General features: G+C 59.6%; 15 protein-coding genes. 10 read left to right on the top strand and 5 right to left on the bottom strand.

The genetic code is table 11. From position 1 onward, the window contains the following. Positions 1-7: 7 nt before the first annotated feature. On the top strand, positions 8-1,147 hold the full coding sequence (gene dprA, locus EXN68_RS03495; RefSeq protein ID WP_142839627.1) for a DNA-processing protein DprA: 1,140 nt from the start codon (positions 8-10) through the stop codon (positions 1,145-1,147). Here the strand turns inward: dprA and EXN68_RS03490 are convergent. Beyond that, positions 1,103-1,333 carry a hypothetical protein gene (locus tag EXN68_RS03490; protein WP_142839626.1) on the bottom strand — a complete coding sequence of 77 codons (231 nt, stop codon included), beginning with the start codon at positions 1,331-1,333 and terminating at the stop codon, positions 1,103-1,105. The two genes, dprA and EXN68_RS03490, sit on opposite strands and share 45 nt — an antisense overlap. 258 nt (positions 1,334-1,591) lie before the next feature. Between EXN68_RS03490 and topA the strand changes: the two genes are divergently transcribed. The 6 genes from topA (at position 1,592) to rpmG (ending at position 9,243) form a co-directional block, all read left to right on the top strand. Next, on the top strand, positions 1,592-4,273 hold the full coding sequence (gene topA / locus EXN68_RS03485) for a type I DNA topoisomerase (protein WP_142839625.1): 2,682 nt from the start codon (positions 1,592-1,594) through the stop codon (positions 4,271-4,273). Next, entirely contained in the window at positions 4,270-6,624 is a 2,355-nt protein-coding gene (rnr, locus tag EXN68_RS03480; protein WP_142839624.1) for a ribonuclease R, read from the top strand. The genes topA and rnr overlap by 4 nt, the downstream gene beginning before the upstream one ends. A 45-nt stretch (positions 6,625-6,669) precedes the next feature. Beyond that, on the top strand, positions 6,670-7,113 hold the full coding sequence (locus EXN68_RS03475) for a DUF983 domain-containing protein (RefSeq protein ID WP_046800295.1): 444 nt from the start codon (positions 6,670-6,672) through the stop codon (positions 7,111-7,113). A 62-nt stretch (positions 7,114-7,175) separates the two neighbouring features. Next, positions 7,176-7,802 (top strand): NUDIX domain-containing protein, encoded by a 627-nt coding sequence (locus tag EXN68_RS03470; protein WP_161991215.1) that lies wholly within the window; start codon positions 7,176-7,178, stop codon positions 7,800-7,802. Between the two features lie 17 nt (positions 7,803-7,819). After that, complete coding sequence (locus EXN68_RS03465; protein WP_161991214.1) at positions 7,820-8,986, top strand: MFS transporter; 1,167 nt, start codon at positions 7,820-7,822, stop codon at positions 8,984-8,986. 89 nt (positions 8,987-9,075) lie between these two features. Beyond that, complete coding sequence (gene rpmG / locus EXN68_RS03460) at positions 9,076-9,243, top strand: 50S ribosomal protein L33 (RefSeq protein ID WP_003496403.1); 168 nt, start codon at positions 9,076-9,078, stop codon at positions 9,241-9,243. Positions 9,244-10,073: 830 nt separating this feature from the next. Here the strand turns inward: rpmG and EXN68_RS03450 are convergent. Then, the gene (locus tag EXN68_RS03450; protein ID WP_142839621.1) at positions 10,074-11,444 is read right to left on the bottom strand and encodes a PleD family two-component system response regulator; all 1,371 of its coding nucleotides are present in this window, start codon (positions 11,442-11,444) and stop codon (positions 10,074-10,076) included. Positions 11,445-11,462: 18 nt separating this feature from the next. Continuing rightward, entirely contained in the window at positions 11,463-11,834 is a 372-nt protein-coding gene (locus EXN68_RS03445) for a response regulator (protein ID WP_003496409.1), read from the bottom strand. Between the two features lie 131 nt (positions 11,835-11,965). Here EXN68_RS03445 and EXN68_RS03440 point away from each other — a divergent pair, with 131 nt between their 5' ends. From EXN68_RS03440 to EXN68_RS03430, 3 genes are all read left to right on the top strand, one after another. Then, the gene (locus EXN68_RS03440; RefSeq protein WP_142839620.1) at positions 11,966-12,274 is read left to right on the top strand and encodes a DUF3572 domain-containing protein; all 309 of its coding nucleotides are present in this window, start codon (positions 11,966-11,968) and stop codon (positions 12,272-12,274) included. Positions 12,275-12,343: 69 nt separating this feature from the next. Next, the gene (locus tag EXN68_RS03435) at positions 12,344-13,627 is read left to right on the top strand and encodes a DNA polymerase IV (protein WP_142839619.1); all 1,284 of its coding nucleotides are present in this window, start codon (positions 12,344-12,346) and stop codon (positions 13,625-13,627) included. 171 nt (positions 13,628-13,798) lie between these two features. Then, positions 13,799-15,037, top strand: coding sequence for a L,D-transpeptidase family protein (locus tag EXN68_RS03430; protein WP_142839618.1), 1,239 nt, complete (start codon positions 13,799-13,801; stop codon positions 15,035-15,037). Between the two features lie 24 nt (positions 15,038-15,061). Here the strand turns inward: EXN68_RS03430 and dnaE are convergent, their stop codons facing one another. Together dnaE and EXN68_RS03415 are read right to left on the bottom strand one after the other, a co-directional pair. Further along, entirely contained in the window at positions 15,062-18,565 is a 3,504-nt protein-coding gene (gene dnaE, locus EXN68_RS03425) for a DNA polymerase III subunit alpha (RefSeq protein ID WP_142839617.1), read from the bottom strand. Between the two features lie 468 nt (positions 18,566-19,033). After that, positions 19,034-19,717 carry an ABC transporter ATP-binding protein gene (locus EXN68_RS03415; protein ID WP_046800302.1) on the bottom strand — a complete coding sequence of 228 codons (684 nt, stop codon included), beginning with the start codon at positions 19,715-19,717 and terminating at the stop codon, positions 19,034-19,036.

The raw sequence follows: 19,717 nt of genomic DNA, 5'->3' as shown, positions 1-19,717 counted from the left end.
ATATGCCATGCCGCATGAGGAAACGATACGGCAGGGCATAGAGCTTTCCGCGCGACAGCGGGTTGCCTGGCTGCGGCTGATCCGAAGCGATAATATCGGCCCCGTTACCTTTCGCGAACTCATCAATCATTTCGGCAGTGCTGAAAAGGCGCTGGATGCCCTGCCCGAGCTTTCAAGGCGCGGCGGATCATCGCGCAGTCCGCGCATCGCCACGCCGGCGGAAGCGGAAGGTGAAATCGAGACTGCGGAGAAATTCGGGGCGCGTTTCGTCGGCATTGGTGAGCCTGATTATCCACCCGCTTTGCGACATCTGGACGGCGCACCGCCGCTGATCGCCATGAAGGGATCGGCAGCCGCCGCAACACGCCCCTGCATCGGCATCGTCGGCTCGCGCAATGCTTCCATCAACGGCGCGAAATTCGCCGCCATTCTGGCACGCGATTGCGGCAGGGCCGGTTATACGATCGCATCGGGGCTCGCACGCGGCATTGATGCGGCAGCGCACCGGGCAAGCCTTGCGAGTGGTACGGTGGCGATGCTGGCGGGTGGTCTCGATCGTCCCTACCCGCAGGAAAATTTCGGGCTTTTGCAGGATATATATGATCAAGGCGGCGCGACGATCAGCGAGATGCCCTTTGGATGGGAACCGCGCGCCCGGGATTTTCCCCGCCGCAACCGCCTGATATCAGGCGTCTCGCTTGGCGTTGTCATCGTGGAGGCGGCAGAGCGTTCCGGTTCGCTGATTACAGCCCGGCTTGCCGGTGAAGCGGGGCGACTGGTTTTCGCCGTACCCGGCTCCCCGCTCGATCCGCGCTGCGAAGGCACCAACCGGCTGATCAAGGAAGGCGCGATGTTGACCACGGGCGCTGACGACATTCTCGAAGCGCTGCGACCACTCATGGAGCCGCAATTGCCCTATGACCGCAAGATCGAGGAACCGCGATCAGAGGAAGAAATGTCACCACCCGGAGATGATGAGCGCAGCATCATTGCCGCCGCACTCGGCCCCTCGCCTGTCGAAACAGACGACATCATACGCCACACGGGTTTTTCCGCCGCCACCGTTCATATGGTGCTTTTGGAACTCGATATCGCCGGCCGACTAAATCGGCATGCCGGGGGACGGGTTTCGCTCCTCGCGGATTGACAGCTTGCGCCGCCCGCTCTGGATATCGCCGACTTCGACATAGGCCATCTCAATCAGATAACACAGCATATCGGCGCCCTCGCGGTTCGCGACCTGCCGCAGCTCTGCCAGCATCTGGCGAATGTAAGCCAAGTTCTCTCTGGTCCCTTCGTTGTCGGCATTATTGTTTGTCGCGTTCGGGACCATATATTTATCCTGAGAATTTCGTCTGAAACGAAGAGCAATACGTAGATTCAAATGATGTTGGTCATCATAACCAATTTACCAAAGATTGCAATACAACAATAGATTATCCATAGGTTGCAACCGCCCGGAAGCGATAAAATCGGGCTTGCCTCTTGACCCGAGGGCATTACCTGTCCATGTCGAATTATAAAGAAGCCTTGTTGCGGCCTTCCTCCGTGATCCGGCTATGTTAACGGACCAGTTCCAGAGAAAAACAATATGAATGTCGTTGTCGTAGAATCTCCTGCCAAAGCCAAGACAATCAACAAGTATCTTGGTTCGGGCTACAAGGTTCTTGCATCCTTTGGCCACGTCAGAGACCTTCCTGCCAAGGACGGATCGGTGCTGCCCGACCAGGATTTCGAAATGTCCTGGGAGGTCGACAGCGCATCCGCCAAGCGCATGAAGGATATTGCCGACGCGGTAAAAGCCTCCGACGGCCTTATTCTCGCAACCGACCCGGATCGCGAAGGTGAAGCCATTTCCTGGCACGTTCTCGATCTTTTGAAGAAGAAGCGCGTTCTCGGCGACAAGCCGGTGAAGCGCGTGGTCTTCAACGCCATCACCAAAAAGGCGGTGCTGGACGCCATGGCGAACCCGCGCGACATCGATGTGCCGCTGGTCGACGCCTATCTCGCCCGCCGCGCGCTCGACTATCTCGTCGGTTTCAACCTGTCGCCGGTGCTGTGGCGCAAGCTGCCGGGCGCGCGCTCGGCGGGCCGCGTTCAGTCGGTTGCGCTGCGTCTCGTCTGCGACCGCGAGTCCGAGATCGAACGCTTCGTCTCCGAGGAATACTGGAACATCAGCGCGCTTTTGAAGACACCGCGCGGTGACGAGTTCGAAGCCAAGCTGGTTGCGGCCGACGGCAAGCGGCTGCAAAGCCGCGGGATCAAGACCGGAGATGATGCAAACCGGCTGAAGACATTGCTGGAAGGCGCGACCTATGTCGTGGATACGGTCGAGGCCAAGCCCGTCAAGCGTAATCCCGGCCCGCCCTTCACCACCTCGACTTTGCAGCAGGCGGCGTCTTCGCGCATGGGCTTTGGCGCTTCGCGGACGATGCAGGTGGCGCAGAAGCTTTATGAGGGCATCGACATCGGCGGAGAAACCGTCGGTCTGATCACCTATATGCGTACTGACGGCGTGCAGATGGCCCCGGAAGCCATCGATGCTGCCCGCCAGGCCATTGGCGAGCAGTTCGGCGACCGCTATGTGCCGGAAAAGGCGCGCTTCTATTCCACCAAGGCCAAGAACGCCCAGGAAGCGCACGAGGCGATCCGCCCGACCGATTTCAACCGCACGCCGGATCAGGTGAAGCGTTATCTCGATGCCGATCAGCTGCGTCTTTACGACCTGATCTGGAAGCGCGGTATCGCCAGCCAGATGGCGTCCGCCGAAATCGAGCGTACGACGGTCGAAATCCTCGCGGATAAGAACGGTGAGAAGGCCGGGCTTCGTGCCGTCGGCTCGGTGATCCGTTTTGACGGTTTCATCGCCGCCTATACCGACCAGAAGGAAGATGGCGAGCAGAGCGACGACGGTGACGACGAAGGCCGTCTGCCGCAGATCAATGCGCGCGAGAACCTCGCCAAGCAGAAGATCAATGCCAGCCAGCACTTCACCGAACCGCCGCCGCGCTATTCGGAAGCCTCGCTCATCAAGAAGATGGAAGAACTCGGCATCGGCCGCCCTTCCACCTATGCGGCAACGCTGAAGACGCTGAGCGACCGCGAATATATCATCGTCGACAAACGCAAGCTGATCCCGCATTCGCGCGGACGGCTGGTGACGGCTTTCCTTGAAAGCTTCTTCTCCAAATATGTCGAATACGACTTCACCGCCGCTCTCGAAGAAAAGCTCGACCGGATTTCCGCTGGTGAGTTGGACTGGAAGCAGGTGCTGCGTGATTTCTGGAAGGATTTCTTCGCGCAGATCGAAGATACCAAGGAATTGCGCGTCACCAACGTGCTGGATGCGCTGAACGAGGTTCTGGCGCCGCTGGTATTCCCCAAGCGTGAGGATGGTTCGGATCCGCGCATCTGTCAGGTTTGCGGCACCGGCAATCTCTCGCTGAAGCTCGGCAAATACGGTGCTTTCGTCGGTTGCTCCAACTATCCGGAATGCAACTACACCCGCCAGCTCACCTCTGACGGCTCGGAAGCCGAAGCTGCGGCCTCGAACGAGCCGAAGGCGCTCGGCGCCGATCCGATGACCGGTGAAGAGTTGACGCTGCGCTCCGGCCGCTTCGGACCCTATATCCAGCGCGGCGACGGCAAGGAAGCCAAGCGTTCTTCGCTGCCCAAGGGCTGGAAGCCTGAGGATATCGACCACGAGAAGGCGCTGGCACTCATCAACCTGCCGCGCGATATCGGCAAACATCCGGAAACCGGCAAGATGATATCGGCCGGGCTTGGCCGCTACGGACCATTCCTTCTGCATGACGGTTCCTATGCGAACCTTGAAAGCATCGAGGACGTGTTCTCGATCGGTCTCAACCGCGCCGTCACCGTCATTGCCGAAAAGCAGAGCAAGGGACCGGGGCGCGGCCGCAGCGGCACGCCGGCGGCGCTGAAGGAACTGGGCGACCACCCCGATGGCGGCCCGATCACCGTACGTGACGGGCGTTATGGCGCTTACGTCAACTGGGGCAAGGTCAACGCCACCATTCCAAAGGGCCAGGACCCGGCTTCGGTGACGCTGGACGAGGCGCTGGTGCTGATTGCCGAGCGCATTGCCAAGACCGGTACCGGCGGCAAGCCCGCCAAGGCCAAGAAACCTGCCGCCAAGAAAGCCGATGGTGCCGCTGCAAAACCGAAGGCGACGAAAGCCAAGGCAGCAACCAAGACCAAGGCGGCCGCCAAGCCGAAGGCAGCGGCCAAACCCAAGAAGGCAGCAGAGTGAGCAAGACGCCGCGTCAGAGACAGGGTTCCGCCAGCGACGGTTTCGGACGCACCGGGCGCGGCAAGCGGGTGAGCGAAGGTGAAGGCATCATCCATGGGGAGGTGCCTTCCCGCGAAGTGCTGCTGAAATTCATCGCCGACCATCCGCAGCAGGCTTCCAAGCGCGAAATTGCCAAGGCTTTCGGGCTGAAGGGTGAAAACCGCATCGTTCTCAAAGCGCTGCTGAAGGAACTCGAAGTCGACGGCATGGTGCACAAGAGCCGCAAGTCGCTGACGCGGCCGGGCGGTCTGCCGCCTGTCACGGTTCTCGACATTACCACCCGCGACAAGGACGGCGAATTGATCGGCCGGCCGGCGGAATGGCCGGAGGATATGGGCGCTGCACCCGCCGTGCTGATCCGCCAGTCCTCGCAGGACCGTGGCAAGAAAGCGCCGGCAGCCGGTCTCGGTGACCGCATTCTGGCAAAGATTTTCCCTTCCAAAGACAGTGTCGGCCCGGCCTACACGGCCCGCGTCGTGAAGCTGATCGACCGCCGCCAGAACGCGCTGCTCGGCGTGTTCAAGCAGACGGAAGGCGGCGGCGGACGGCTGATGCCGATCGACCGGCGCGGCGAGGAAATGGTCATCGATCCCGATGGCGTCGGCGATGCCAAGGACGGCGATCTGATCGAGGTGGAAACCTCGCGCAACAGCGGCCGTTACGGCCTGACGCGCGCGAAGGTTCTGTCCGTCGTTGGTTCCGTCGCATCGGAAAAAGCGATCTCGATGATCGCCATTTATGCGCATGGCATTCCGCATATCTTCCCGCCGAATGTGCTGGCGGAAGCGGATGCGGCCAAAGCCGCGACCATGTCGCACCGCGAGGACTGGCGCGACCTGCCGCTCATCACCATCGATCCGGCCGACGCCAAGGATCATGACGACGCGGTCTATGCCGAGCCCGACACCTCGCCCGACAATCCTGACGGTGTCATCGTCACTGTCGCCATTGCCGATGTCTCCTGGTATGTGCGCCCTGGCGCGCCGCTTGACCGCGAGGCGCTGAAGCGCGGCAATTCGGTCTATTTCCCAGACCGTGTTGTGCCGATGCTGCCGGAGCGCATTTCCAACGATCTCTGCTCTCTGAAGGAAGGCGTCGACCGCCCCGCACTCGCGGTACGGATGACCTTCTCCAAGGAAGGACGCAAGGCGGGCCATACTTTCCATCGCATCATGATGAAGAGTGCCGCCAAGCTCTCCTACCAGCAGGCGCAGGCCGCGATCGATGGCCGTCCGGACGACAAGACCGGGACGCTGCTGGAGCCGATCCTGAAGCCATTGTGGCATGCATACGAGGTGATGAAGCGCGGCCGCGACCGCCGCCAGCCGCTGGAACTCGACATGCCGGAGCGCAAGATCCAGCTGCGGCCAGACGGCACGGTGGACAAGGTCGTCATTCCCGAACGTCTCGATGCGCATAAGCTCATCGAAGAAATGATGATCCAGGCCAACGTCGCCGCCGCCGAGACGCTGGAAAAGAAAAAGCAGCCGCTGGTCTACCGCGTGCATGACGCGCCGACGCTCTCCAAGCAGGAGGTGCTGCGCGAATTCCTCGGCACGATCGGCATTTCCATGGCCAAGGGCGTGGCCATGCGCGCAAATTCCTTCAACGGCATTCTGGCGCGCGCCCTTGATACACCGCACCAGATCATGGTCAACGAGATGGTGCTGCGCAGCCAGAGCCAGGCGATCTACAGCCCGGAGAATATCGGCCATTTCGGCCTCAACCTGATGAAATACGCGCATTTCACCTCGCCGATCCGCCGTTATGCCGATCTGATCGTGCATCGGGCGCTGGTGGGGTCGCTGGGGCTCGGCGAAGGCGGCATCACCCCGCAGGAAGAGGCGACGCTTGACGATATCGCCGCCGAAATCTCCACCTTCGAGCGGCGCGCCATGGCGGCCGAGCGCGACACCGTCAACCGGCTGATCGCGCATCATCTTTCCGAACGGGTGGGTGAAGAATTCGAGGGCCGCGTCGGCGGTGTCACCAAGGCGGGACTATTTGTCGCGCTTCCGCAGTTTGGCGCTGATGGCTTTGTTCCTATATCTACACTCGGAACCGACTATTTCTTCTATGATGAGGCGCATCAGGCTCTGACGGGGGAAAAGACCGGTCTCGGTTATCAGCTTGGCGACACGGTTCAGGTACGGCTTGCGGAAGCAGTGCCTCTGGCGGGCGCGCTGCGTTTCGAAATGCTGAGCCCCGGCCGCAAGATGCCGGTCGGCTCGCGGTCGTTCCACAAGGCAGGCCGGCGGACATCGCGTCCCGGTGCTAAGCCGGGAACAAGGCCGCCCAGAGGACGACGTTAACAACACCGCGACGGGCGGTTGAAAGAACGGAAGAAGGACTTAAGGATGAGTGCACATCAGGGCTCGGAAACAGTTACCTTCGGAGACAATAGCGCCGAGCGGCCGCTTGGCCGTTCGATCATGCGCGGCATGGCGAACCGCTGCCCCGCCTGTGGCGGCGGCCGCCTGTTTCGTGCCTTTCTGAAGCCGGTGGACAATTGTGCCGCCTGCGGCGCGGAAATGCACCACCACCGGTCGGATGACCTGCCGCCTTATATTTCCATCGTCATTATCGGCCATATCGCCGTCGGCGGTTTCATGATGACGGATATGGTGTTCTCCGTTCCCATGTGGGTGCATTTCGCCATCTGGGTGCCGATCACCATTCTGGCTGCGCTGTTGACGCTACAGCCAATCAAGGGCGGCGTCATCGGCCTGCAATGGGCGCTGCGCATGCATGGCTTTGACGGAAAACAGCCAACAGTGCAGATAGACGGCTCCTCCCACTGACGACAGGCGACAACGTGCGCGTGACCGAACCCCGCAAGAGCGCCGAGGTTGCGAGCCCGCCCCTGCGGCCGCGGGATGCCGCCTCCATCATCCTGTTCGACCGTTCCGGCCCGGCGACCCGCGTCTTAATGGGCCAGCGCAGCCATGCCCATGTCTTCATGCCCGGCGCTTACGTATTTCCCGGCGGCAAACGTGATCCACGCGACCACGCGCTGCCGTTTTCCGGCGACCTGCACCCCGCAGTCCTCGACCGCCTCAGCGCCTCCGCCCCGCGGCGCCTGAGCGTTGCCGGTGCAAGAGCACTGGCGCTCGCCGCCGCGCGCGAGCTTGTCGAGGAAACCGGGGTGGATATGGGGCTGGATGCTGGTGGTCCGGACCTTTCCTGTTTCCGTTATGTGGCGCGCGCCATCACCCCGCCGGGCAATATCAGGCGCTATGACACGCGATTCTTTTGCTGTTATGCCGACGAATTGCGGCTGGATACCCGGCTAATCCGGGATTCGGACGAGTTGCACGATGTGCAATGGCTTGACATAAAAGACCTTTCCAGTCTGAACATGCCGAAAATCACACGCACGGTTCTCGAAGATGTCACAAAATTCATGATAGGTGATCCGTCATTGCCCTTTGAAAGCCCCGCGCGGCTCTATGTCACGCGCCACGGCCGATTCATTCGAGACTTTGTATAAAGGCCGTCATGTCACAAATGAAATGCGAAGAAGCGGACGCCATTCACTGGCCCTCTCTGATCGCCGCCATTTCCGCCATCAGTGCGGTCGGTGTCGCCATCGGCCTTGGACTGCCGCTGCTATCGATCATCCTTGAGAAGCGTGGCATCTCCTCCACCATGATCGGGGTGAATTCGGCCATGGCCGGCGTCGCGGCGATGATGGCCGCCCCCGTGACATCCAAGATCGCCCATGATTTCGGCGTGGCGCGAACCATGCTGTTTGCGGTGGTTATTTCAGCGGTGAGCGCGCTCGGCTTTTATTTCGCCGACGCCTTCTGGATGTGGTTTCCACTGCGAATCGTTTTCCATGGCGCCACCACCACGCTGTTCATCCTGTCCGAATACTGGATCAACATGACCGCGCCGCCGAAAAAACGCGGCATGGTTCTCGGCATCTACGCCACCGGCCTTGCGGTCGGCTTTGCAGTCGGCCCGCTGCTGTTTTCCGTGGTTGGCAGCGAGGGTATCCTGCCGTTTATCGTCGGAGCGGCAATCATCCTTCTGGCCGCAATCCCGATCTTCATGGCGCGCGGTGAAAGTCCGGAGCTGGACGAGCGGCCCAACCACCATTTCGCCCGTTATGTCTGGCTGGTGCCGATGGCATCGGCGGCGGCTTTCGTGTTCGGTTCGGTGCAGGCCGGTGGCCTGTCGCTCTTTCCCATCTATGCCACGCGTGAGGGCTTCAACGAATCGCAGGCCGCATTGCTGCTGACCGTCATGGGCATCGGCAACATGGTCTTCCAGATACCGATCGGCCTGTTATCGGACCGGATGAAGGATCGGCGCACCATGCTCACGCTGATGGCCTTTGCGGGCGTTTGCGGCACGCTGGCGCTGCCTCTGTTGGTGGACAGCTGGATCCTCGTGGCGGCGCTGCTGCTGTTCTGGGGCGGCCTCGTCTCCGGCATGTATACCGTCGGCCTCACTCACCTCGGATCACGCCTGAAAGGCGCCGATCTGGTCTCCGCCAATGCCGCCTTTATCTTCTGTTACGCCATGGGTACGATTGCGGGACCACAGGCCGTCGGCATTTCCATGGATGTCGCGGGCACCGATGGTTTCGCCTGGGCGCTTGCCGTATTTTTCGGGCTTTACGTGGTGCTTTATGGGTTCCGTTTTGTTTTCCGGGCAAAACAGACTTGACTTTTCAGGCGCGATACGTAGTTTCGCGCCAGATTTAGCCGAGGTGAGAAGCGCCTGCGGCTTCTCTTTTGTTTAAAGGCAGGACGACCATGGCGAAAGCTACAACAATCAAGATCAAGCTGCTGTCGACAGCCGACACCGGTACCTTCTACGTCACCACCAAGAACAGCCGTACGTTCACGGACAAGATGACGAAGACGAAGTACGACCCGGTTGTACGCAAGCACGTTGAATTCAAGGAAACCAAGATCAAGTAATTTCTTGATCGGGTTCTCCGGCAAAAGCGCGCCCAATGGGCGCGTTTTTTGTTTGTATCGATGAGTCTTTGCTCTTGTGGATGGCAAGGACATTTCCATGGGAAATGCGCGGCGGTTCCGCGTCGGGAATATCCGTAAGCAGGGATATGGAAGGCAGTCGAGAGGCTGTTCAAATCCGGCAAAGCTTCTTGAGAGCGCCCCGGCGGCTCACCCCTCCTCCTCACACAAGAAACGTGGCCGTGAATGGCATGGAGCCGCTACACAGGCCCGCTGGGTAAACCTGTTTCTCAGTCAGACTCGTTTTCGGGAGAAGGCGGTCGGCCAACGATGTGACTACGGCACGAGGAACCGATTCGAACATCGTCAGCCGACCGACCCCACGATTCAGGAGATGCGGCGGACCTGAGCATCATGGGGCATTCGAACTACGCAATACCAGCCCCTGACGAGCGAAACCGCAGCGGCATAAGCCGCCATCATTCCATCATCACAAGACGGAAAAACCGCCGGAAGAACTGTTATTCTCGATAATGAGTGTGCGCAGAAGTAAAATAAAAATCAACAAATTCTTAAGCCAGCGATACATAACCCGGAAAACATGGTTAAATATACAACGCTGGCACACTATAGTTTCCCGCGAGATTGAATTCAATATATTTTTCAACTTGAACTGTATTAAAGCGGCTGAATCTCGCCTATTCATTGCAATAAGATAAAATACAGGCAAGGTCAGGGGCTTGAGCCTCTCAAGGTGGCTTTTCAGCTCCCCGAACGACGACAAACCCGAAAAGACGACATGGTTTTCCGCCTCAGACGCCTGCGGGCCGCCTTCAGGCGGCGGCAGCCACCACCCGGTTGCGCCCGGCGTGTTTCGCCTCATAGAGTGCCCTGTCGGCCTGTTTCAACAGCTCGTCCGGCATCCCGAAAGCGCCGCTGCTGGTGGCAATACCAAGCGAAGCGGTGATGCTCAGTTCACGATCGATGGAGCGGACGTAGAAGGGCTTGTCTTCGATGATCGCACGCAGGCGCTCGGCGACGGCGGCGGCAATCTCTATCGGCGTGTCGGGCATGGCCACGACGAATTCTTCGCCGCCATAACGGCAGGCAAGATCAGCGCCGCGCACCGTGCTGCGGATGCGCGCTGCAAATTCCCGCAGGACTTCATCACCCACATCATGGCCATAGGTGTCATTGACCAGCTTGAACCGGTCTATGTCGGTCATGCAGATGGAAATCGGGCGACCCCGCACCGCGGCGCGGTCAAAGAGTATCTTGAGATGATTGTCGAGATAGCGGCGATTGTTAAGGCCGGTCAGCGCGTCGACAATCGCAAGCTCCATCGTGTGTTGCATGTTGAGCCGAAGGTGCTCGTTGTAACGCTTGCGCCTGATCTGTGTCAGCGAGCGGGCCACAAGTTCGTTGGGATCGATCGGGCGCAGAATATAGTCGTTGACGCCGAGATCGAGCGCACGCGCCACCATATCGTCCGCCCCCTGCTCCGCCACCAGAAGCAGCGGCAGGAAACGGGTGCGCTCCAGCGAGCGAAGCTGCGAACACAATCGTAGCGGATCGTAATCCTCGAAATTGGAATTGACGATAACGAGTTCAAAGGAGCTGCTTGCCGCTTTCAGCAGCGCCGCCTGTGGATCGGTGACGGCATCGATCTCGGCGACCGGCTTCAGGGCCCTGACAATACGTTCCTGCGAGCTGGCGCGGCCATCCGCGACCAGCACGCGGCCGGGCGTCTGCATCAGGCCATCGGCGCGCAGCATCTCCTCGATGCCGATCTGCCTTGCGGTTTCGGCACGCAGCCGCAATTCGTCGCTGACGGCCTTCAGGCGCACGAGGCTTTTGACACGGGCAATCAGTTGCAGGTCGTTGACCGGTTTGGTCAGAAAATCATCGGCGCCGGCCTTCAGGCCGCGCACCCGGTCGGAAGGCTGATCGAGCGCGGTCACCATGACGACGGGAATATGCGCCGTCTTCGGGTTGGCCTTCAGCCTCTCGCAGACCTCGAAACCATCCATGCCCGGCATCATGATGTCGAGCAGGATAATATCGACCTGTTCCTCGTCGCAGATCGCCAGCGCCTTAAAACCATCCTCGGCGGTCACGACATCGAAATATTCCGCCACAAGCCGCGCTTCGAGAAGCTTCACATTGGCAGGAATGTCGTCAACAACCAGAACTCTCGCCGTCATAACCGTTCCCCAGCCGCCTTAGGCGTCGCCCAGATAAGTCTTGATGATTTCGATGAATTTCGGGACGGAAATCGGCTTCGACACATAGGCCTCGCATCCGCCCTGACGAATCCGTTCCTCATCGCCCTTCATGGCAAAGGCCGTGACGGCGATGACCGGGATGACGTGCAGTTCGTCGTCTTCCTTCAGCCACTTCGTCACCTCCAGCCCCGATACTTCCGGCAGCTGAATATCCATGAGAATGAGGTCCGGGCGGTGCTTGCGGGCAAGGTCCAGCGCTTCCATGCCGTTGCGTGTCTGGATCGTCGTATAACCAGACGCCTCGATCAGGTCGCGAAAGAGCTTCATGTTCAGCTCGTTGTCTTCGACTATCATGACCTGTTTGGGCATGGTGGGCAGTCCCCGTTTCGCTTTGAAACCTTCACCCAGACATATAAGTTGCCAGAGAACCGATTCCATCGTCCATTTGTTGCGCAAGGCTAGAGGGATTTGGTTTCAAAATAGGTAACTTCGGGGAAGAAATGCTGCGCGATACGAAAAACAAAGGCAATGCCGGCAAAGATCCGCAAGAAACGGCGGCCGCCATACTTGGCTGGCTGGCAAACGAACCGGACATGCTGGCGCGTTTCCTGGCGCTGAGCGGCCTGCAGGCCAATATGCTGCGCCAGGCCGTCAACGATCCCGGCTTTCTGGCCGGCCTCACCGATTTTCTGATGAGCCACGAGCCGGACCTTATGGCGTTTTGCACGGCAACCGATACCTCACCCGAAACGGTGGCCGCCGCCTGGCATCATTTTTCCGGTCCGGGGCTGGATTCAGGGGAGTATTGACGGGTCACCCCTTGAGCCGTGGTCGCGGCCGGAGTAAGGTCGGCAACGTTCTGGTTTTGTTTTCGCTCCATGTCCACGTCGCACCGCTATGATCCCGGTTTCTGCCGCGACTGTCTGGCTGGCCAGCCAGCGGGTTTGCGGCGTTGCCGCGCCTGTGGCAGCCCGCGTCTCGTCTATCATGACGAGCTTTACGATCTGAACATCGCCCATATCGATTGTGACGCCTTTTATGCGTCCGTTGAAAAGCGCGACAATCCGGAGCTGGCCGACAAGCCTGTCATCGTCGGCGGTGGCAAGCGGGGCGTGGTTTCGACCGCCTGCTATATTGCCCGCATTCAGGGCGTGCGTTCCGCCATGCCGATGTTCAAGGCGCTGGAGGCCTGTCCGGACGCCGTGGTCATCAAACCCGACATGGAAAAATACAGCCGTGTCGGACGCGAAATCCGCGCCATGATGCAGGAATTGACGCCGCTGGTGCAGCCGCTTTCCGTCGACGAAGCCTTTCTTGATCTCGCCGGCACAGAGAGGCTGCATCATGACCCGCCGGCGCGCGTGCTGGCGAAATTTGCAAAGCGCGTGGAAAAGGAAGTCGGCGTAACCGTCTCGGCCGGACTTTCCTACTGCAAGTTTCTGGCCAAGGTTGCATCAGACCTCAACAAGCCGCGCGGTTTTTCGGTGATTGGCGAGGCGGAGGCGCTCGCCTTTCTGGCGATGAGGCCCGTAACCACGATCTGGGGCGTGGGCAAAGCTTTTGCTGCGACGCTGGAGGCCGATGGCATCCGCATGATCGCACAGCTGCAGGAGATGGAAGAAGGCGATCTGATGCGCCGTTACGGCGTGATGGGCCAGCGGCTTTTCCGGCTTTCACGCGGCATCGACGAGCGGCATGTGCACAATAACGACCCGGTCAAAAGCGTGTCTTCCGAAACTACCTTCTTCAACGACATTTCCCGCCATGAGGACCTCGTGCCGATCCTGCGCTCGCTTTCCGAAAAGGTCGCATGGCGGTTGAAAAAGAACGGCATTGCCGGCCAGACCGTGGTGCTGAAGATGAAGACGGCCGATTTTAAGATCCGTACCCGCAACCGCAAGCTTGATGACCCCACCCAGCTTGCCGACCGGATTTTCCGCACTGGTCTCTCGATGCTGGAAAAGGAAACCGACGGCACGAAATTCCGCCTGCTCGGCATCGGCGTCAGCGATCTGCGCGATGCGGGCCTTGCCGATCCTCCTGATCTCGTCGACAGGCAGGCCGGGCGGCGAGCGGCGGCGGAAGCGGCGATGGACAAGCTGCGCGACAAGTTCGGCAAGGGCAGCGTCGAAACCGGCTACACATTTGGCACGCGCAAATAGCGATTTGATCTAGGGCCCTGGGAACTGCGCATCGGCCGCGTTACGCCGCTTCATGACAATGTATTTTAGATTTTACACAAATTAGTGATGTTGCGGCCGCACCGTCCTTAAGCTTCCTTAAACTTCGCATGGTTGAGTGGAGCAAGTTTTGTGCATGTGGTGTATTGCGTCATGTCCCTCCGCCTCCGTCTTCTGACCGGCATGCTGTCGGCCAGCATTCTCGCCTTCCCGGCGCTTGCCGCCGATAGCAGGTCGCTGCAGATCCTCGTTTCGAAAAGCGACCAGTCGCTTTCGCTTTACGAAAATGGCGAAATCATCGCCACCTCGAAAGTCTCCACCGGCAAGGCCGGGCATGAGACGCCGAGCGGCATATTTTCCATTCTGGAAAAACGGAAATACCACGAGTCGAATATCTATTCGGCCGCACCCATGCCCTTCATGCAGCGGCTGACATGGTCTGGCATTGCGCTGCACGAAGGCAAGGTGCCGAATTACGCGGCGTCGCATGGCTGCGTGCGCCTGCCTTCGAAATTTGCCAAGTCACTTTTCGGCGACACCGCGACCGGGGTGCATGTCATCATCACCGACCGCCCGGTTTCCCTGCGTTTCGTGCAGCATCCGGCGTTGTTTGAACCGCGTGACGATAGTGATGACGGCAAGCTGCTTTTATCGGATGTGGAACTGCGCCCCGCGACCTTCGATGCGGCTTTGGGCACCGTCGAAGTTGCCGTCAATGAAAAGACGCAAGCGCTTAAACCGGCGGTGAAGGCCAAGGCCGCCTCGCCCCTGCGTATTCTCATCACCCGGCGTGGCGAGCGGGAAAGGGTGATGGATATTCAGGCCGTATTGACCCGTCTTGGTTTCGACGCCGGCGCAGCGGATGGTTATGCCGGAGAGAAGACGGTGAGCGCCGTCAACGGTTTCAAGCGCTGGAAGGGGTTGAAGACCACCGGACCGCTTCTGACTGACGCCTTCGTAACGGCGCTTTACGAATCCGCCGGCGAAAACCATCCACCGAATGGCCAGATCATGGTGCGGCAGGATTTCAAACCGCTATTTGAGGCGGCCATCGACATCAGGGATCCCGAAGTCGCGCTCGGAACCCACTTCTTCGAGGCTGTTTCCGTGGATCGTGCAGCCGGGACCGCCGAATGGAACGGCGTGACGCTCGAAAACCATCTGCCGAACGCAGCTCGCAAGCGGCTCGGCATTACCGTTGCCGAAGCACCCGGCGGTTTCGATCAGTTGAGCGCCGTACTTGGCCGTCTCGACATACCGGTGGACATTCGTTCCCGCATTGAACAGGAACTTTCAACCGGCAGCTCGATCACCGTTTCCGATATTAGTCACCAGCTGGAGACAGGAACCGGAACCGACTTCATTACCGTGACGAAGGAAGGGCCGGTTTAAGGGGACGCGTGAGCGTCTGAACCCTTAGACCAGTTCCACATCAACGACGCCGGGAGCGGCGCGAAGTGCTGCGGCGATCTCAGGTGAAATGCGGTATTTCTCCGTCAGTTCCACTTCGATTTCGCGGCTGCCCTCATCCTTGATGACGATGAAATAGACCGACCCGTCGCCCTTGGTATTGAGGTGGCGGGCGACGGTTTTCAGTGGGCCGGAATCGCGCACATAAACGCGCAGCGCCTTCTGCATTTGCACCGACTTCTCCTCCAGCGACTGAGCCGTCTGGATGCGCAGACCGATGCCTTCCGGGCGTTCTTCCGCCTGCACGGTGATGACAAGCGATTTGCCGACCTCCAGCAGCTCACGAAACTGAGCAAGCCCTTCGGAAAACAGCACCGCCTCATATTGCCCCGATGCATCCGAGAAGGTGACGATGCCCATCTTGTTGCCGGTGCGGGTCTTGCGCTCCTGCTTGCCGGTGACGGTGCCGGCCAGACGCCCGGCGGTGGCGCCCTGTTTCACGGCGGCGGAAAAATCGGCGATATTCTGCACACGCAGCTTTTCCAGCACGGGGCGATAGGTGTCGAGCGGATGGGCGGTGAGGTAAAAACCGAGCACCTGATATTCACGCAACAGCTTTTCCGAGGCAAGCCAGGGCTGGAAGGCCGGCAGCACCAGCTTTTCCGGGCCGTTACCACCACCGGAACCGAACATGTCCGACTGGCCGATGGTGCGGTTGTTCTGCGCCATCTGCGCATAACCGATGATACGGTCGAGCCCGCCAATCAGTTCGGCGCGATCGCGGCCGAAACAGTCGAAGCCGCCGGCATTGATGAGGCTTTCCAGCACACGCCGGTTGATCTGTTTGGGATCGATACGCAGGCAGAAATCCTCAAGGCTCGTGAACGGCTTGTCGCCGCGCACTTCGACGATATGTTCGACCGCGCCCTCGCCGACGCCCTTGATGGCGGCCAGCGAATAATAGATGCGGTTTTCACCGGTCTCGAACTGGCGGAAAGACGTCTGCACCGAAGGCGCTACGACCTCGATGCCGAGGCGGCCGGCATCCTGCCGGAAATCGTTGAGCTTTTCCGTGTTCGCCATATCGAGCGTCATGGAGGCCGCCAGGAACTCCACCGGATAATGCGCCTTCATATAGGCGGTCTGGTAAGAAACGATGGCGTAAGCGGCGGCATGGCTCTTGTTGAAGCCGTAATTGGCGAACTTCGCCAGAAGGTCGAAGATGGTGTCGGCCTGCGGTTTCGACACGCCGTTCTTGATGGCGCCATCGACGAAACGCTCGCGCTGCTTGTCCATCTCCTCCTTGATCTTCTTGCCCATGGCACGGCGCAGAAGATCGGCTTCGCCGAGCGAATAACCTGACAGGACCTGGGCGATCTGCATCACCTGTTCCTGATAGACGATAACGCCCTGCGTTTCCTTGAGCAGATGGTCGATGGTGGGGTGGATGGACTCCAGCTCCTCCTCGCCATGTTTGCGGGCATTATAGACCGGGATGTTTTCCATCGGGCCCGGACGATAAAGCGCCACCAGCGCGATGATATCCTCGATGCAGTCCGGGCGCATGCCGATCAGCGCCTTGCGCATGCCCGCACTTTCCACCTGGAACACGCCGATGGTCTCGCCACGCGACAACATCTCATAGGTTTTCGTGTCGTCCAGCGGAATGGCGGCAAGATCGACCTTGATGCCGCGCTTGGCGACAAAATCCACGGCGACCTTCAATACCGTCAGCGTCTTCAGGCCGAGGAAGTCGAATTTGACGAGACCGGCGCTTTCCACCCATTTCATGTTGAACTGGGTGACCGGCATGTCGGATCGCGGATCGCGATACATCGGCACCAGCTTGGATAGCGGCCGGTCGCCGATGACGATACCGGCGGCGTGGGTGGAGGCGTGGCGGTAAAGCCCTTCGATCTTTTGGGCGATATCCAGGAGGCGGGCGACGACGGGTTCCTTGTCCGCCTCTTCCTGCAGGCGCGGCTCTTCCTCGATGGCCTTTGACAAAGGCGTCGGGTTGGCCGGGTTATTGGGTACCAGCTTGCAGATCTTGTCCACCTGCCCATAGGGCATTTCCAGCACGCGGCCAACATCGCGCAATGCCGCACGCGCCTGCAGCGAACCGAAGGTGATGATCTGCGCCACCTGCTCGCGGCCATATTTGCGCTGCACATAACGGATCACCTCTTCGCGGCGATCCTGGCAGAAGTCGATGTCGAAGTCCGGCATCGAGACACGCTCGGGATTGAGGAAGCGCTCGAACAGCAACGAGAAGCGCAACGGATCGACATCGGTGATGGTCAGTGCATAAGCCACAAGCGAGCCGGCGCCCGAACCGCGGCCGGGACCAACAGGGATGTCCTGCTGCTTGGCCCATTTGATGAAGTCGGCAACGATCAGGAAGTAACCGGGGAATTTCATGCGCGAGATGACGCCGAGTTCGAAATCCAGTCTCTCGCGATAATCCTGCTCCGTATAGCCGGGCGACATGCCGAGCGCCGCAAGCCGCTGGTCGAGCCCCTCCACCGCCTGGCGGCGAAGCTCCTCTGTTTCGGCATGTTCGGCCGCTTCCGGATCTTCGCTGGCGCCGGTGAAACGTGGCAGGATGGGCCCGCGTTTTTTCAGCACATAGGAGCAGCGCAGCGCAATCTCGACGGTATTTTCCAGCGCCTCGGGAAGGTCGGCAAACAGCGCCGTCATCTCCTGCCGGCTTTTCAGATAATGATCGGGTGTCAGGCGGAAGCGGCTGTCATCGGAAACGATGGCATTATGCGCCACCGCCATCAGGGCGTCATGCGCCTCATAGTCTGCCTTGGAAGGGAAAAACGCCTCATTGGTGGCAACCAGCGGGATATCATGTTCATAGGCAAGGCCGATCATGCGTCGCTCGTGGGAGCGGTCATAACCGGACTGGCGCTGCAATTCGATATAGAGCCTGTCACCAAAGAGCGACTTCAGCGTCAGCAGCCGCTCTTTGGCCTGCGCGGCATGGCCTTCCTTCAACGCCATATCGACAGGACCGCCAGTGGCGCCCGTCAATGCGATAAGCCCGGCATTGGAGGCTTCTTCCAGCCATGCGCGGGTAACATGCACGGAATGTCCGCCACTGCCCTCACCTTCCAGATAGGCGCGGCTGATCAGGTCCACCAGCCGCTCGTAACCTTCGGCATTGGCGGCCAGAAGCACAATGGCGGGGAGTTTGGCGAGATGGCTGTTGTGATTGCGGCGATCCTCCGCCGCATCCTGCATGTCGATCGACACCTGGCAACCGATGATCGGCTGCAGACCTTCGTCACGCGCTTTTTCGGAAAACTCCAGCGCAACGAAAAGATTGTTGGTGTCGGTGATGGCAATTGCCGGCTGGCCATCTGCAACGGCCTTGGACATGATTTTCTTGAGGGGTAATGCCCCCTCAAGCAGGGAGTAAGCGGAATGAACCCGCAAATGGACGAAACCAGGCGTTTTCAGCGTTTCGTCAGAGTTTTCTCCACGCACAACCGTATCGCCCATATCGTCGTCCTGTCATTCTGAATCGAGGGGGCGATTTTCCGATTTCCGGCGCTTAAAGTCCACAGCCTTGCGGCCTCCATACAGGCTTCTGCGCCGGTGTTTCCTTCACAGGGCAGTGAGGATTACCGAAAAGCTGGCAACAAAGACAGCGATGGAAGCGAAAGCGGCAACGTCACGGATGAAATCAGTCATTGGTCTCTCCTTACTCGTTATGTTCCAACTTTGTTCTCATTTTGTTCGATTGTCAACAGGGTTTCACTGATATTCCCCTTGCTAACGCGGCAGAATCGGCTGCGGTTCCGTTCCCATGATCGACAAGCCCCTGACTCCAAAGCGAAAAAACCCGGAGGTTGAAACACCTACGGGTTCGGAAAAAATTCAATTGTGGAAGAAGGAGCCGACCCATGGAGGAGCCGCAGCGAAGCGACTCAGCCGCGTCGACGATATCGCCGGCTCAGACCGTGATGATCAGAAATCGACGATCTTGCCGTCTGCAAGCGTGACACGTCGGTCCATGCGGGCAGCGAGGTCGTGGTTATGGGTGGCGATCATCGCCGCAAGGCCGGACTGGCGCACTAAGGCCTCCAGCGCATCGAAAACATAATGCGCGGTTTCGGGATCGAGGTTGCCGGTCGGCTCATCCGCAAGCAGCAGAAGCGGCGCATTGGCAACCGCGCGCGCAATCGCCACACGCTGCTGCTCGCCACCGGAAAGTTCGGCCGGGCGATGTTCGCCGCGATGGCCGACGCGCATGTAGTCCAGCAGGGCGCTGGCACGCTTGCGCGCTTCGGCCTGTGTGAGACCGGCGATAAGCTGCGGCATCATCACATTTTCCACCGCCGAAAACTCCGGCAGGAGGTGATGGAACTGATAGACGAAACCAATGTCGCTGCGGCGGATCGCGGTGCGGGTTTCATCCGGCAGACCGTTGCATGGCGCGCCATTGATGAAAACCTCACCCGCGTCAGGGTGCTCCAGAAGGCCCGCCAGATGCAGCAGTGTGGATTTTCCGGTACCGGAGGGGGCGACGAGCGCCACCATCTCACCGCTCCTCAATTCAAGATCGGCCTTGCGCAGAATGGAAAGCGACGTTTCACCCTGACCATAGGTCCGTTCCACGCCGGTAAGCCGCAGCACTGTTTTTTTTGCCAT

The sequence above is a fragment of the Martinezella rhizogenes genome (genome assembly GCF_007002745.1).
Lineage (GTDB): Bacteria > Pseudomonadota > Alphaproteobacteria > Rhizobiales > Rhizobiaceae > Agrobacterium > Agrobacterium cucumeris.
Note: the sequence above shows the minus strand (reverse complement) of the source record. Positions and strands in the feature narration are given on the sequence as shown.